The sequence below is a fragment of the Longimonas haloalkaliphila genome (genome assembly GCF_055379825.1).
On sequence record NZ_AP043948.1, the window covers coordinates 2,164,328 to 2,179,105 of the forward strand.

General features: G+C 60.3%; 12 protein-coding genes. 2 read left to right on the forward strand and 10 right to left on the reverse strand.

Annotated features, from left to right (window positions below; translation table 11 throughout):
• The 9 genes from ACZ48V_RS08435 to hepA all read right to left on the reverse strand — a co-directional run bounded on the left by ACZ48V_RS08435 (nt 1) and on the right by hepA (nt 11,533).
• Nucleotides 1–1,095, reverse strand: a complete 1,095-nt coding sequence (locus ACZ48V_RS08435) for a glycosyltransferase family 4 protein (RefSeq protein ID WP_464538312.1) — start codon at nt 1,093–1,095, stop codon at nt 1–3.
• Nucleotides 1,092–2,552, reverse strand: a complete 1,461-nt coding sequence (locus ACZ48V_RS08440; RefSeq protein WP_464538313.1) for a hypothetical protein — start codon at nt 2,550–2,552, stop codon at nt 1,092–1,094. The genes ACZ48V_RS08435 and ACZ48V_RS08440 overlap by 4 nt, the downstream gene beginning before the upstream one ends.
• Nucleotides 2,549–3,745, reverse strand: a complete 1,197-nt coding sequence (locus tag ACZ48V_RS08445) for a glycosyltransferase family 4 protein (protein WP_464538314.1) — start codon at nt 3,743–3,745, stop codon at nt 2,549–2,551. Before ACZ48V_RS08445 ends, ACZ48V_RS08440 begins: the two co-directional genes overlap by 4 nt.
• Before the next feature lie 109 nt (nt 3,746–3,854).
• Nucleotides 3,855–4,820 carry an exostosin domain-containing protein gene (locus ACZ48V_RS08450; protein WP_464538315.1) on the reverse strand — a complete coding sequence of 322 codons (966 nt, stop codon included), beginning with the start codon at nt 4,818–4,820 and terminating at the stop codon, nt 3,855–3,857.
• Nucleotides 4,821–4,837: 17 nt separating this feature from the next.
• Nucleotides 4,838–5,992 carry a glycosyltransferase family 4 protein gene (locus ACZ48V_RS08455; RefSeq protein WP_464538316.1) on the reverse strand — a complete coding sequence of 385 codons (1,155 nt, stop codon included), beginning with the start codon at nt 5,990–5,992 and terminating at the stop codon, nt 4,838–4,840.
• Nucleotides 5,992–6,933 carry a sulfotransferase domain-containing protein gene (locus ACZ48V_RS08460; RefSeq protein WP_464538317.1) on the reverse strand — a complete coding sequence of 314 codons (942 nt, stop codon included), beginning with the start codon at nt 6,931–6,933 and terminating at the stop codon, nt 5,992–5,994. Before ACZ48V_RS08460 ends, ACZ48V_RS08455 begins: the two co-directional genes overlap by 1 nt.
• 99 nt (nt 6,934–7,032) lie before the next feature.
• Complete coding sequence (locus ACZ48V_RS08465) at nt 7,033–8,091, reverse strand: sulfotransferase family protein (RefSeq protein WP_464538318.1); 1,059 nt, start codon at nt 8,089–8,091, stop codon at nt 7,033–7,035.
• Nucleotides 8,092–8,134: 43 nt separating this feature from the next.
• Nucleotides 8,135–9,523 carry a glycosyltransferase gene (locus ACZ48V_RS08470; RefSeq protein WP_464538319.1) on the reverse strand — a complete coding sequence of 463 codons (1,389 nt, stop codon included), beginning with the start codon at nt 9,521–9,523 and terminating at the stop codon, nt 8,135–8,137.
• A gap of 171 nt (nt 9,524–9,694) precedes the next feature.
• Nucleotides 9,695–11,533: a heterocyst formation ABC transporter subunit HepA gene (hepA, locus tag ACZ48V_RS08475; protein WP_464538320.1), complete on the reverse strand. Its 1,839-nt coding sequence runs from the start codon at nt 11,531–11,533 to the stop codon at nt 9,695–9,697.
• A 383-nt stretch (nt 11,534–11,916) separates the two neighbouring features.
• Here hepA and rfbC point away from each other — a divergent pair, with 383 nt between their 5' ends.
• Entirely contained in the window at nt 11,917–12,483 is a 567-nt protein-coding gene (gene rfbC, locus ACZ48V_RS08480; RefSeq protein WP_464538321.1) for a dTDP-4-dehydrorhamnose 3,5-epimerase, read from the forward strand.
• Between the two features lie 59 nt (nt 12,484–12,542).
• Here rfbC and ACZ48V_RS08485 read toward each other — a convergent pair whose 3' ends face one another.
• Nucleotides 12,543–13,052, reverse strand: a complete 510-nt coding sequence (locus ACZ48V_RS08485; RefSeq protein WP_464538322.1) for a hypothetical protein — start codon at nt 13,050–13,052, stop codon at nt 12,543–12,545.
• 246 nt (nt 13,053–13,298) lie between these two features.
• On the opposite strand from ACZ48V_RS08485, the gene ACZ48V_RS08490 reads away from it, so the two are divergent.
• Nucleotides 13,299–14,015 (forward strand): RluA family pseudouridine synthase, encoded by a 717-nt coding sequence (locus tag ACZ48V_RS08490; RefSeq protein WP_464538323.1) that lies wholly within the window; start codon nt 13,299–13,301, stop codon nt 14,013–14,015.
• Nucleotides 14,016–14,778 lie beyond the last annotated feature (763 nt).

Below are 14,778 nucleotides of genomic sequence, written 5' to 3' on the forward strand. Positions count from 1 at the left end.
CTATGAAGGTAGGGGAGAAGAGACAGAGACGGTGGAGGAGGCGCCATGCACAAGTGCAGCGTATGCATCGGCGTGCTGGCGAGCCACGTTGGCCCATGAAAAGCGGGCTGCGCGCTGCAGGCCGCGCTGGGCCATGGTTCGGCGGCGGTCGGGGTCGTGCAGCACCTGAACGAGGGTATCCGCAAAAGAGGTATCGTCGACGAGTGTGCCGTAGCGTCCGTCATCGAGCACATAGTTAGCACCCGGATTGGGCGAGGCGACAATGGCCGTACCGCTGGCGAGCGCCTCCACGTACGGAAGCCCAAAGCCTTCATAGATACTTGGATACGCGAAAGCCCAGCTCTTGCGATACCATTCGGCGAGCGTGTTGTCGTCGGGCCGGTGCAGCACATGAATGTTGGGATGCGCGGCGTAGGGCTCAGGCACATAGTCGGATACCATAACGAGCGTGGCGTTGGGCGAGCGGGGTAGAACGCGTGTGCAGAACTGCTCGGTCAGCCATCCGCCCCGCTTGCGCCCCTCCCACGTGCCCACAAAGAGCACGGTGGGGCGGGAGGCTTTGGCGCCTGGGTAGAAGCGGTCGAGGTCGACGCCGTTGGGCATGCAGGCATGGGTGTTGTAGAGGTCGGCACAGGGCGGACTGATCGCCCACGTTTGACTGGCTCGCCGCGCTGCTATGTGCTCCAGCGGATAGACGGCCCACTGAGCGATGCGGCGTTTCAGGCTGGTGGCGGTACGCGCCTCGTCGCGGGCGGAGCCGTGCATGGTTCGCACCGAGGGAATGCCGCGCCGCATCCAGAACCAGTCGTCGCCATGCAGATGCACCACGTCGTATTCCGCCAAATCCACCCGATTTAGGAGGGCCGGCAGTACGAACCAGCGCGCCCAGGAGCGGTCGGCGAGCCAGCGCTGGCCGGCAAACAGGTGACGGTGGCGGTAGGAGGCACCCTCTGGGGCTGGCGTGAGGCTCAGCACAGTTACGTTCAGGGCGGTGTGTTCTGTGAGTGCAGTAGCGAGCCGGTGCACGACCGCTTCAACCCCGCCGACCTTGCGGTTGGGCTCAGGAAGTGTGGTATGATAGAGGGCAATGTTCATCGGGACGAAGCGGTCTGAGAGGGAACGGACAGGGTTGTGTCGGAGGCGTCGCCGGAGGCCTCGCCGGACTCCTCAGCGGAAGCTTTCTCGCTGTGGTAGCGCCGTGAGGCTACGGCGAACGCCATGCATCCCCAGAACAGGCAGCCTTTAACGCCAACGACCTGAGGGCCCATGAGCATCAGGGCGAAGTAAGAAAGTGCGATGCCAGAGACAAGGATGGCAAACCGGTCGTGTTTGGGGGTATCGCGCAATACGGTGATCATCATCGCGATGAGCGCGCCCAGATAGGCAAACCCGCCGACCCAGCCGAGCTGGTAGACGATGGTTACAAAGTCGCTGTCGAACGTGCGTGCGCCCATTCCCTGGCCAATGGGATTGAAGAGGAGTTCGGTGACCATGTAACTGTACATGAGCTGGCGCTCTTGCAGGCTATTGTCTTGCTCGATATCGCTGAAGGTTTCCATGCGAGCGCCGGTGCGGTCGCCGATGTCACCGGACAGTGCGAGAGGAATAGTGAGGCAGGCTACGAGAGCCAGAATAGCGAGCACGCGTCCGCGACTTGCGTTTTGCAGGCGCAGTAGGCTGTAGGAGAGCGCAAGCACCCATCCGCCCCATGCACCGCGAACCAGCGACAAGAGGAACGCCAGGTAGCCCGGTACGGCCGCGATGCGTCCGATAGGGCCTTTGCTATCGAAGAGCAGGATGAGACCAGCCATCAGGATCATTGCGAAGGGGCCGGGGGAGTTCAGCATGCTGAACACCCGAATGCCAAGCGGTTCGGGTTTTCCTGCTGAGAGCATGCGCGACCCTTCCATCCAGAGCACGTCCCATGGAGGAGCCACGAAGAACTGGTAGATGCCGTAGCATCCCATTACAAGTACGCCCCACACGAACGCCGTACGAAAGACGGAGCGCAGCCGTGGATAGTCGCGCCAGCGTGCCAGAACAAAAAGCGCCATGAGGAGCGGACAGATCCAGTCGAGCAATATCATGGTTGCACGGAAGCTGTCGACCTTGGTGAGGCCTACGATGTAGCCGTATATGACAGCCAGAAAGCAGATGAGTATAGGAATGCCAATGCGCCGCGTCAGGAGGCGTCCGAACCGGGGCAGGTCAACCAGTATGACGAGCGTGGCGGCATAGGGCGCCAGCATAGAGAACGCGGCGTTGGGCGGGGTGAACGTGCCAAGGTGATAGTCAATGACGCGTCGCACAAACGGTGAGAGAAACCAGAGCCACCATACAAACCCCAGGTACAGCGCGGGGCTGGATATGTAGAGCCAGGCAGCTACTGCAGCGCTTACGCCCATGTAGGCAAGGTTAAGCAGCCGCAGTGCTGAGGGATGGGAGCTCAGGAAAAGCATCCCGTACATCCCGAAGGCAATAAGAATAATACCTCCGGCTAAGAGCGGTGCACGCTTTGGGTCGCGGGCAATGTCGGCAAGGGTGCGGATCATGCGATCGACCAGGGGTGCAGGTTAGACGAGAGGGAAGGTACCGGGGCAGGCACCGGCGTATGCATCCGGAGCACATCGTTGTATTGGGCAGCAATCACAGGCCATGTAAAGTGGCTCAGATAGAAGCTGCGCGCGTTTCGGCCCAGCTGATGTTGCAGGGCGGGAGACTCCACCATGGAGCGCAGCGTTTCGGCAAACGCATCTGAATCGTCAACGGGAACGGCACAGAATGCTCGTCCGGCTGCATGCGCAAGCAGGTCATCTGTCTGCGGACCATGGGTGGTAAGCACCGGAAGCGCGTGCTGCATGCCAGCCAGAAACGCACCACGCCGCGTCGACACGCCCTTGTGATAGGGGGCGAGGTAGACGTCGAGCGCGCTAAGGTGCCGTGACACCTGGTCGCCAGGAAGAGTGCCTGTGCAATGCACGCGATGGTCCGCAAAAGCAGTGCGAATGACCTCGGTACCGCCGCCGATGTACACCAGAAGCGGGCGATGCCCGGCACGTTCGAGCGTTCGGAGGCCAGCCCGAATATGGCCAAACAGCCGCGAAGAGCGCGCGCGCCCGAACAGTCCAAGCACGCAGCGTTCGTCGGAGAGTCCGATATGCATCCGTGCCTCCTGTTTTGTAGCGGCAACTCGCGGCATGTTGGAGCCGACCGGGACGTGAGTACAGGGCGTGTTCGGAAACCACGAGGCAAAGCGTTCGACCCACGGCGGGATCGTAAAGATAAGCTGGTCGGCCAGCTCCCCGATCTGCTTAAACTGCCGCCGCTGCCAGATCGACATGATCATGAAGCGAAGCGAGTCGGGGGGCATGAAGGGTTCGTGCACCGTTACAGCCACTTTCATTGAGGGCGACCGTCGCTTTGCCTCTTTGATGGCAGGTGCCAGAGCGGGCGCATAGCCACGCGTACCGTATGAAAACGGGTTGTACTGGATCACGAGCCAGTCTGGTGGAGCAGCACTGCACTGGCTTACCCAGTTGGCCAGTCCGGCCGTATCGGTAAGCGCCGGGATGGCACGGACTTCCGTCTCAGAGGGCGGCGACTCCGGCTCGGGTGCGTCTGCTGACCTGCTGGTCCACACCCGCACGTCATGACGTCCGGAAAGCGTGTTTGCCAGATGGGCGGTGTAATCGCCAATACCATCAAAGGCTGGTGGGAACGCGGGGAAAAAGAGATCGACACGCATAACAGAGCAAGGGGAAAGCAACGGGGGCAACGCACAACCAATATCGCAACAGGCTGGGGTGTGCGAATGCACTATTGGCGCATGCGCGGTGCGCCAATCACGCAAGGCCCTACCGGGAAGCGGTATAGCGCCACACCGACTTTATATGCATTGGGGACAGAAGGTGAGGCAGGGTATCCCATGACCATCCATGTGAGGCAGGCATTACCTGCAGGCACCATTCGACAGTGCGGTGGAAAAAAACGTCGCGTGCAAACCAGTCGCACCATGCCTGGCGAGCCGCAGTAGCCATCTCAGGGGCCTCGGCGCGGCGGTCCCGCAGCAGGTTGGGGAGATGAGGAACGTCAGCTTCTGCGATACGGACGCTGCATGCGTCCCAGTCGGGACCAACCGGCGGTACCCAATCGTCGGCGATGATGACCGGGACGCGTCCCATACGCAGCGTTTCGAAGAGCCGCATGCTCGACGTGCCGATGCCCCGTGGGCATAGAATGAACGTGCTTTCCTGGCCGACCGTGCGGTACTGCGCTTCCAGCATCTCGCGCTTGGCAGCGGGCAGGTCGCCGTACGGCCAGAACGGGTCGGTATTCAGCAGAAATGCCTCGTCGTCTTGCAGGCTTAGAATACGCGATCGAACCGGATGGGTGCTGGCTTTGCCGATAAAAGAGTACAGGTACTGTCTCGGAGTGACGTTTGGGTTGTACCCAATATGGGTATGCGCAAACGCCTTCAGGTAGCCACCGGTGCGCGTGCGCTTCGGGTTGTAGTCGGACTGGCTCAGTGAAGCATACACGCCGGGCAGTAAAGGGAGCGGCTGGTCGTGGCGGCTGTGCAGAGCGCAGCGGTCGGCATGATGCCGATAGATCGGATGCGACTGTACTTCGCGATAGTGCTGCACGGTGTGGCAGTTTTCCACGAATAGAATCAGATCTGCCGTATCGGGCGATTCGGTCAGCGTGTGCGTGCCAAAACGGTCGTGGCGGGCGGCGTCGCGCATCCGGTCACGTTCGTCAAAGGGATGGGGGCGTCCGGGACGCTCGCTATCTGCGCTGGAGAGTAGGTGTACCTGGGCCATAAGAAGAAACAGATCTGTTAGGAAGCGAGGGAAGAGGCTGCCGGGCTCATCGCCTGAGTATACAGGCGCTCGTATGCGTTTGCCGTATGCGTTGCTGAGAACGTAACTTCGGCATGGTGCTGCGCCTCTGCGCCGCATGTGGCAAGGCGATCATAATCGCTAAGGGCGTCGCGCAGGGCACGCGTTAGCGCACCGGTATCGTTCGGGGGAACGAGCGTTGAGGCGCCGGGCGCCACGTACTCGGGGAGCCCGCCTGCACTGCTGGAAATCACAAAGCGTCCGTGAGCAGCAGCGTCGAGGGGAACGAGGCCTGCGGGTTCGTTCCAGACTGACGGCACGACTACGAGCCAGGCCATGTTCATGAGGCCGGTGAGCGCCTCGTCGTCGCACCATCCATGGAAGTGGACGCGGTTGGTAAGTGCCAAGGCTTCGATCTCGTCGTGAACCGCTTGCATGTGGGCATCGGTGCCGGTGCCGGCAATGTGAAGTACAGCCGCCGTGTCGACATTTGCCATGGCACGGAGCAGCCAGAGCAGCCCCTTTTCGGGGGCAATGCGTCCGGCATACAGCACGCTGGGGCTGTTTCGGGGCGGCATGGTGAAGGGCTTTACAATGGGGGCGGGTGAAGGGCACACAACGATATTGTCTACATAGCAGCCGGCCCGCACCATCATTTGCTGTACGTACATGCTAACAGCTGCGGTCAGCACGGTCTGCGTCTGAGCGCGCTCTTGCTGAAGGCGCCGAATATTGCGCCACATCTTGTGAGGACGGCAGCTACCGCAGCGCTCCTGCAGGTGCATGCGCAGGCATCCGATGGGATGGTAGGTGCGATCGCAGGGCATGCCGGAGCGCCGTAGATACCGCGTTCCCGAGGGGCATCCGCCCTGATGGCCATGCATGGTACGTATCAGCGGGCGGTCAGACGGGATCGGGGTGGGGAGGTCGCGATGGGCATGCAGCATATCGACCCCGTGCGCACGGGCCTCGGCGTAGAGCGTGCTGGCCGTAACTACGTGCGCGTCTGGAGGCAACGGCGTGTCGCCTTGGGGCGTATGGCAGAGCCACAGCACGTCGTGGCCCGCACTGCGTTGGGCGGTTGTAAGACGATCTACATAGGTGGCAATCCCGCCAGGTGCCCACAGGTCGGGGGCATAATGAGCAATGCGCATCAGTTTACAGTCCAATCAAGGGTTGACTCATATCCGAGTTTGACAAGCAGAGGGCCCCACTCTTCTTTAAAGTGGGCAGCCAGGGCAGGGGTGAAGTGGTTGCGCCAGTCTCCAGGCACTCCCTTGCGGTAGTGACTATGGACGTTCTCCTCGCCCCGGCTGCGTCCGCCAGCCAGCCGGTTGAACCGGTGATCTTCGAGAATGCGCTGAAAGAGCGACGCCGGCAGTGTGGAGAGCCGTCGGCGCGGCACGGGAAGCAGGGGCCAGTGGCCGGGCACGCGTGCAGCGCCACGGTAGTGCAACCGGTTCATGCGCAGAAGAGCGCGGTAGCCGGTTGAGTACTGCGCCTCCGAATCCAGCCAGCCGAGAAACGAGGCAATGCGTGCAAACTCCGCATCGGGATGCGCTGTCAGGGTTTCCATATGCAGCTCAAGCACGTTCGGCTGGTCATAGTCCCAGGCTTCCATATCCTCAAATACAGACTGGCTAAACACCATCTCAGCGGCGAGGCCGTCTTCGAGCGAGAGGGTCTGAAGCAGGTCGCGATGGGGCTCAAGCTCGGGCCATTTATCAGAGGGATGCGAGTGCTTATGGGAGAAGTAGGCCGATACCAGCACATCGCGCGGGTCACGTACTACGTGAAAGCCACGCGAGGCCGGCAGTTTGCGTACCTCATTGATATCGGCATTGGTGTAGATGAGCACGTCGATATGCTCGGCCGCTACTTTGTCGGCGATAGACGCGTACGGAGCAAAGTGGCGAGGCAGATGCACGATGGTATGGCGCCGGCCAAGGTAAAAGCTCATCTCACGAAATATGCGAGTGATCCATCCCGTGGCACACTTATGGTGTCCGTAAAAGGCAGTGAGGGGCATGGTGTCGGTAGCGGGCGCAGTAGCCGGCGGCGCCTGGCGCTCAGCGTGGGCAGTAACAGAAGGCATCGGATCGAAGGGGGGTAAGACAAAACACATGCTCTGATGCTAAGGTAGTGCCCGAGATAAGCTGGGCACCGATGCTTTTGGAGACAACCCGTGTCGCTTTTAGCGCACGCCTTCACCTGAGGCAATGTCACGTAGCGGCGCACACCGGCTCTGTAGCCATCTCGACCAGTCACGTAGTCTGTTTCGAAGCGACTGTCCGGGCACGTGGCGTACGGTATAGGGACGGTAGTAGCGGTGCCGCCACACGTCGTAGTGCCAGTATGCCGATTTGATCTGCTGCGTAATGCGAGCACGCAACGAGCGTTGTGGATGCGTGGGTTGGTATCCAAATGCCTGCATTTCGTCGGCACAGAGCGACTCAATCCATCCAATCTCAGTGGGTGTTAGCTTGTCCTTCCATGTATCAATGCGGGCGGTTGAGATGGGCCGTGTGGCCGCCTCGTTGAATGAGTTAGCGGCTTCTGCCTTCATGTAGTGCTCGGCATCGGTATGGAAGCGGAGCATGGCTGAAGCGTAGGATTCGTTGAGGAACGTGCAGAGGGTTTCTGCCATGTCGTGGGGGGCACGGACCAGATCTTCGTATCGGATGGTGATGCGCTGGGCTTCGGGGACGATCCGTTCAAGGAGCCGGTATCCTACATTCCAGCTTTTGCGACGATTCAGTGCGTTGAAGATGACATCGTCCGGAAAGAACGAGACGCGTTGCATGGAGGCCACGCCGGCCCGGGGGTCGCGTGCTACGTAGATGAACTGAGCGTCCGGAAACATCTCAATGAGCTGGTCCACAAAAAAGAGATTGCCCGGCGTTTTTTCGCCCCAGCGCACTTTGCCCTCCTGTGCAGCCCACATTTCCAGTAGCGTCGCGTACGGCGTGCGGTACGTAGGAGACGCTGCGCCGAGCAACCGCTCGCGAGCTGCATCAACAGGCAGGTTCGGAAGCAGCGGTGCAAGGTGGTTGAGCGTGTCTTCTGCAAATCGCGCATAGGCGTCGTCTGTCCATCCGGGACGGTGCCATGGCGTGCTTGTCCTGACGCGCTTGAAGTAGTTCAGCTCTTCGGGGATGGCAATGCGCGGATGAGCGTTCAGCATGAGCCGCACCAGCGTTGTGCCGGACCGGTTCGCGCCAACGACAAAAATAGGAGCATTCGATCTGTTCATCAGGTAAGCACGTCGTTGTGGTAAAGTCGTCAATCAGAAGCAGCTAAGCTGTGGCAGCAGGAGCAGGTGCGGCCGACATGGAAGACGGCAGACGGTCAACCAGTTCTGCGAAAGCTTCAGCACGGCGAGTGCTGTCGAGCGTCTTGATGAGGAACGTCCGGTCAAAGAAAGGGATGTCTCCGTGCAGTGTACTCGCAATAAGCGGCTCCAGGTGGCTACACAGGTGGTCGACATCGCAGGGACGGCTCAGAAACACGCCGGGCTTGTCGCTCAAGTAGTCGTGGTTCTCGCCAGGCGGTACGGCGGCGAGGATCGGACGGTCGGTGGTAAGGTACTCATATGTCTTTGCCGAAATGCGTCCGCCAGGTGTACCATCGGGGCGGTCGGGCAGCGTCAGAAACAGGATGTCGGCCGCGTGCATCAGCTCCAGGGCCTCCTCGTGGGGACGGGGGCCGTGCACATGTACAATGGACTGCAGGTTATATCGCGAGAGTACTTCCTGCACCACGGAGTCAGGAAAGGTATTGCCGTAGACGTGTACCTCTACCCGTCCCTCCCACTCCGGGTGCGCCTCTATGAGCTGCTGCACGGCCTGCCCTACATACACGGGGGTGTGGCTACGCGGATCAAGCGGTGAGGCCACATAGCGTCCCCAACGGTTCCAGGCGTTCCAGGCACGTTTGGCCCACTGCATTGGCCGAGAAGCCGTGTCGGCCAAGCTGCGCGTGTGCATGTGCCACCCGGATAGTCCGCCCGTGTAGACGATGCGAACAGGTGCATCGGCGGGCCGCTCCGGTGCAGCAGTGCGCTGCGGAATGTCGGTTATGCGCACGCCGCGCCGGATCAGGTGAAACTTGGACTGGTGGGCCTCGGGCTGTCGCGCTCGTACGCGCTCCATGTTGCGCTTAGACACATACACCACAGCATCAGCCGTCTGCACCAGCCAGTCTTCAAGCGCTTGCGAGGCCCATGCATGCGCACGTGTCGGAAAGCTCGATTCGACATCGGGGCAGGTCGGAGAGTCGTTCAGGTTAAGAATCAAGGGAAGGCCGGTCAGCTTTTTCAGCAGGGCAGCTACAACGCTTCCGGAGTACGGCATCGCAAAGGAGAGCAGTGCGTCGGGCCGTTCTTGCTGTACGGCCCGATAGCCTGCGTAAAGCGCAGGAAGAATCCACGGAACGAAGAGGTCGGGCCAGATGAGCAGGTCGCTTATCTTGCGCAAGCGCAGACGCTGCATAACGTGCTTGAAGCGCGACGCATCGCGTTCGCGCACTGGAATTACCTCAACGCCATCGAGGGCAGCCCCTGGTGCCGACGTAATGGCTCGGACGCGGTGGCTGCGGGCGAGATGTGTGAGAAAGTAATCCACCCGAATGGCGAGGGGATACGTTTGCGGCGGAAAGCGGTACGATACGGCAAGAAGGTTGTCCATAATGCAGATACACAGTAGAAAGCGGCAGCAGGGCCAAGAATATTCAGGATAGCGCAGGTATGGCTGCACTCCAGGGCTGTTAGCCAGGCGGTTGCATGCTGTTCTCGGCGTAAGGTGCTCTCGACGCAGGCGCCGTAGGAGCAGCAGAACAACCTGTGCGTGCTGTACACGCTACATGGAGGCAGCTGAGGCGTACTGAATTTTGTGGTACGACCAGAGTGCTCCCTCTTGAGCAATCAGCTCGTGATACGGCCCCTGCTCAACGATGCGTCCTTCTTCGAGGACCACGACCCAGTCGGCATGCTCAATTGTAGATAGCCGGTGGGCAATCGCGATGACGGTACGTCCCTTCATGAGACGCTGCAGCGACTGCTGCACGGCCTGCTCTGAGATGCTGTCGAGAGAGCTGGTCGCCTCATCCAGAATCAGTATTTCCGGATCCTTCAGCAGTGCCCGTGCGATGGCAAGCCGCTGGCGCTGTCCGCCCGAGAGACGAATGCCCTGGTCGCCCAGCGACGTCTCAAATCCCTCTGCCATCTCCTCAATGAACGGGAGCGCGTTGGCCTGCTCGGCGGCGGTTACAATCTCCTCCATCGTAGCATCGGGACGCCCGTAAGCGATGTTGGCCCGTACGCTGTCGTTGAAGATGAACGTGTTCTGGCTCACAATGGCAATGCGGTCGCGTAGCGATTTAACGTCGAACTCGCGCAGGTCCACGCCATCATAGAGCACACGGCCCTCGGTCGGGTCGTGGAAGCGAGGGATAAGGTCAGCCAGTGTGGACTTGCCAGCACCGCTTCCGCCGACAAACGCGGTTGTAGCGCCGCGCTTGATGGTAAGAGAGATGTCTTCCAGCACCATAGGACCGGTGTGGTACTTGAAGTCAACATGCTCAAGGCGGATTTCTTCTTGCAGTGCAGGGGCCTGGCGCGACCCGTCCGACAGGTAGGGCTTGTCTTCGGTACGCAGCAATTGGGCGATATTGGCAAGCCCGGCCCGGCTCTCGGCCCACTCGCCCCGAATGCCGTTCAGGTTGAGCACCGTGGGCATCATGCGGAGCAGTGCAAACAGGAATGCAAGCAGGAACGCCAGGTCCAGTGCGCCCTCCAGAACAAAGAACTGCACGGCCACCACGATCAGAGCAATAAGGCCCATGCTCACAACACCCTGAGTGAGCGGCTTAATGAGTGCCCGTCGCATAGCGGTGGTAACAACCGCATCTGCAAAGCTACGGGTAGCACGCTCCAGGTGGTCGCGCTCATCCTGCTGGCGATTGAAGGCCACCACGGTGCGAATGCCCTGAATGAATTCGGTCAGCGCGCCTGTGAATGTAGCACTTGTGTCGGTGATCTTCTCGCCGTGCTTGCGTACGCGGCGAATTAGGAACGTGAGGCTGTAAGAGAGGACGCTAAAGAAGATCAGCACGATGAGCGACATCTCCCACGAGATCCAGAACATGAGCCCGAGATAGACCATCAGCATCGTGCCCTCGTTGATGAGCGTAAAAAGGGCCCCCAGCGTGGTCGCTGAACGGGCAATCTCGTTCATGAGGCTGTTCAGCAGGTCGCCGCTGCGGTGGCGGCTGAAGAACGAGAGAGATACCGACTGCAGTTGATCCACGATACGCATGCGTAGATCTTCCACGATGCGTACACGGCTCATCGTGGCCAGCACAGCAGCGGCATATCCAAACGCACTGCGCAGCAGCGTGGCGAGCAGGATAAACCCGCAGATTAGATAGAGCTGCTGCACAACGTTGTCGGTAGCGCCCAGCAGGTAGGTGTCGACCCAGGCAATGCCAATGCCTGCGGTCTCCGGGTTGTCGAGCGTCTGCAGAAATGGAATCAGCAGGCCGATGCTTATGCCTTCAAAAATGGAGGCAAGCATTGCTGCCATACAGGTGAGCGCAATGAGCCCGGCATACCGTCGAAAGCTTGTGGACAGAATGCGTATGTCGCTCTCAGAGGAAGCTTTCGTAGCATCCGCAGCTTCTGTAAAGGAAGAGGGCATGAGTACCGTTAAAAGAATGTAAGGGGGGATCAGCCGTAAACCGGGTCACTTGATCGAATCAAGTACTACGGCTATGCGCCTCCAACAATAGGACGGAGGGCGGGGAGAAGAGTGGGTCTTTCTGCAGATTCAACGGGGAGACTATGCGTATCTATGTTGCGCTTTTGGATGACCGTCCCTGGGTATTTGGAGGAGTGCCGCCGCAATGCGGTTGCTGAGGCGTGGGCCGGTGCAGTACGCCGGTGCAGTACGCCGGTGCGGAACACGATGCGCATGCACACGAGTTAGGCATCGCGCCCGCTGCACTTTTCGTCTTTACTTTTCGTCTTTACTTTTCGTCTTTACTTTTCGTCTTTACTTTTCGTCTGCCCGTACCGCTGCACATGACCGTAACGCCGCTGCCGATCCCGGCCGTTCGTCTCATCGAAACAACCCGCTATCCCGACGAACGAGGATTTTTTCGTGAGGTGTGGCGTGGATCGCGCTATCGGGAAGCAGGTATCACGGGGCCGTTCGTGCAAGACAACGTGTCGCGGTCCCGCCCCGGCGTCGTACGAGGACTTCACTACCAGCATCCAGAAGCGCAGGGGAAGCTGATCGACGTGTGGGCCGGGTGCATCTATGACGTGGCCGTCGATATACGGCGCGGCAGTCCCACCTTCGGGCAGTACGTGGAGGCGACGCTCAATGCCGACGCAGCCCAGCAGCTCTACATCCCCCCCGGATTTGCGCACGGGTTTGCGGTGTTGGGTACAGCCGAGGCGCTGGTGTCCTATAAATGCACCCGCGAATACGCTCCCGCATGCGAACACACCATCCGGTGGAACGACCCTTCGCTTCGCATCCCTTGGCCCGTAGATAACCCCTTGCTGTCGCCCTCCGACCGCGATGCGCCACCGCTCGACGCACGCGCTGACGATCAGCTTCCCGTATACCACGAGCCTGCGTAACGCCTGCGCGGGAAGGCACGATGACGTAGGATAGCAGGAAAAGGATACGAAGACGGAGATCACGAGTCCGAAGACGAATGCACCGTGAGCTGCCGTACCACGTAGATGCCGTCGCGCTGGTAGTGAAACGTTTCGTTCAGGTGCGACGTGGAGGTGTCGAGCACTACCTCCACGCTGCTGTTTGCAGGCGTGAACACGCGATCGGTACGGCGTTGCCAGACGCGCAGCGTAAGCGGGTCGCCCGGACGCAGCCCGGCGGTCGATTCGCTGAAGAGGCCGGCCTCCCACACTACCAGGGCGTCGCTTCCGGTGCCCGACCAGGTCAGATGCCCAACGCACTGCCCCGCTGCGTCAATAACGGCAAGCTCGTCGCCTTCAGAGAACGCTTCACCGTCTACGGAAAGCTCGGCTGTTTCGGGAATGATGATGGTGGCGTTTCCGCCGGTGGCTTCCACGCACGACGCAAAGGGCGATGTCTCCACCGGCGACTGCGCAGAGCTGGCCCAGGTGGGAAGCGCCAGAAGAAGGACGGCTAAGAGTCCGTATCGGGAACGCAAGAAGATACGCACAGAGATACACGTGGGGTTTAGGTGCAGCGGGGCACGGCAAACAGTATCTCCATAATCACAGACAGCAGACACTCCCGCAAGCGTTCACGCCGCAATCACCCAGGTAAACAGGCGCAAGCCGCTGTACGTTAATGGCGCACCGGGGCAAACTGAGGCAAACCGCTGTGCACAGCAGACTCGCCCAAACAAACCGGACCCCCCGCTCGTCTAACCGATTCGCTTTCTTCTGCAACCACCCGCCCCCGCATGTCCTCGACCGAGTCGACCCCGTCGCTGCGCAGCGCTGCCGAAACCGACCGATGGGCCGCTATCGAAAAGCCCGCCGGTATGCTTTCACAGCCCGACGCCACCGGCAAGCCCAACGTATTCGACATCCTCAAAACGCAGTGGGCAACCGATGCAGATCCCGATCCGTTTGTAGGGCTGGTGCATCGCCTCGACCGTCCCACATCGGGAATCTTGCTCGTGGCGAAAACCTCCGATGCCGCCCGGCAGCTCTCCGATCAGGTGCAGGCGCGCACGATGGATAAGCACTACCTGGCGCTCGTCGAGGGGGCGATGAGCGGCGCCGGCACTATGCAAGATGCTATCGCCAACACCGCCACAGGGCCGCAGATCGTTTCTCCCGACCACCCCGACGCCAAGGCGGCTCGCCTCACCTACCAGGCCCTTCGCACCGACAACGATCGTACGCTCGTCCACCTGCAGCTCGATACCGGACGCTCCCACCAGATTCGTCTGCAGTGCGCGCAGCGTGGCCACCCGGTCGTGCACGACGGACGCTACGGTGCGTCGGTGCGGGTGCGTAAGCCCGGCATCGCTCTGCATCACTACGGACTCGGCTTCGAGGCGCCTGATTCACGGCGTATGCAGCGCGTTACCATGCCCGTACCGCCGATATGGACGCCCTGGATGACGGCTCCCCTCGCAACACTCGCCGCGTGCATCGTCGATCAGTTTTAGAGCCTGTTCAAAAAAGGCTGCTCAAAACGTGATGTTTAGGGGAATACGGGGCGCGGTGCATCCTTGGATAATCCGTTGCTTTTAGCGCTGCCTGACATGGCCTCCGAGCACAGTGTCGCGCAGGTGTACCTCTCGTCTCTCACTGAAAACCTGTTTCGCAGGCGAAGGGGAAGAACGGAAGTTGTGACCGCGTGCGTTAGGCAATGGAGCAGCATGCCTTCCGCTGGCAGTCGGGGTACGGCGTGCCCACGGTTTCACCCTGCCATATGGCTCCCCTCCTCGATTACGTAGCTTGTCAAAAAGAATACCACGCCACCAATCGCTTGTGGACACGTTGCGAAGCTATATGGGAGTCATGAGGCCTGCGGCGGGACGTTGCCGGGGTGACTTGGTTTTGGGAGATCGGGGCTGTGAAGAGATAAACGTGATTGGCTCATGGTAGGTGTCTATAGGGAAGCCATAGTCCACACATGCGCTGTAGCATATCGGGACGCACGTGGTCTGGGGGAAGGCGAACTCAAACATTGCGACATACCCGGATAGGTGGTCTTTGTGTACGCCTCGAAACAGCCAAAGTGGGTTCCGTAAGCCCGTCCAAATGCCTTCGATCGTTCACGTGCACCTCTCGAACGCCATCCCCGTCCCGATCGGCTGCCCATGCATGACGAGCATGCGAACCGGGTCCTCATAAAGACAGAAACTCGCAAGCCCAATAGCAGAGGGGGCTAAAACCTGCCGACATTCCCAACACAAAAGCGTTATT

What these genes read in the sequence shown, in the direction of transcription:
- ACZ48V_RS08435 (WP_464538312.1), bottom strand. Translation starts at nt 1,095, where the DNA reads ATGAACATTGCCCTCTATCATACCACACTTCCTGAGCCCAACCGCAAG.
- ACZ48V_RS08440 (WP_464538313.1), bottom strand. Translation starts at nt 2,552, where the DNA reads ATGATCCGCACCCTTGCCGACATTGCCCGCGACCCAAAGCGTGCACCG.
- ACZ48V_RS08445 (WP_464538314.1), bottom strand. Translation starts at nt 3,745, where the DNA reads ATGCGTGTCGATCTCTTTTTCCCCGCGTTCCCACCAGCCTTTGATGGT.
- ACZ48V_RS08450 (WP_464538315.1), bottom strand. Translation starts at nt 4,820, where the DNA reads ATGGCCCAGGTACACCTACTCTCCAGCGCAGATAGCGAGCGTCCCGGA.
- ACZ48V_RS08455 (WP_464538316.1), bottom strand. Translation starts at nt 5,992, where the DNA reads ATGCGCATTGCTCATTATGCCCCCGACCTGTGGGCACCTGGCGGGATT.
- ACZ48V_RS08460 (WP_464538317.1), bottom strand. Translation starts at nt 6,933, where the DNA reads ATGCCTTCTGTTACTGCCCACGCTGAGCGCCAGGCGCCGCCGGCTACT.
- ACZ48V_RS08465 (WP_464538318.1), bottom strand. Translation starts at nt 8,091, where the DNA reads ATGAACAGATCGAATGCTCCTATTTTTGTCGTTGGCGCGAACCGGTCC.
- ACZ48V_RS08470 (WP_464538319.1), bottom strand. Translation starts at nt 9,523, where the DNA reads ATGGACAACCTTCTTGCCGTATCGTACCGCTTTCCGCCGCAAACGTAT.
- hepA (WP_464538320.1), bottom strand. Translation starts at nt 11,533, where the DNA reads ATGCCCTCTTCCTTTACAGAAGCTGCGGATGCTACGAAAGCTTCCTCT.
- rfbC (WP_464538321.1), top strand. Translation starts at nt 11,917, where the DNA reads ATGACCGTAACGCCGCTGCCGATCCCGGCCGTTCGTCTCATCGAAACA.
- ACZ48V_RS08490 (WP_464538323.1), top strand. Translation starts at nt 13,299, where the DNA reads ATGTCCTCGACCGAGTCGACCCCGTCGCTGCGCAGCGCTGCCGAAACC.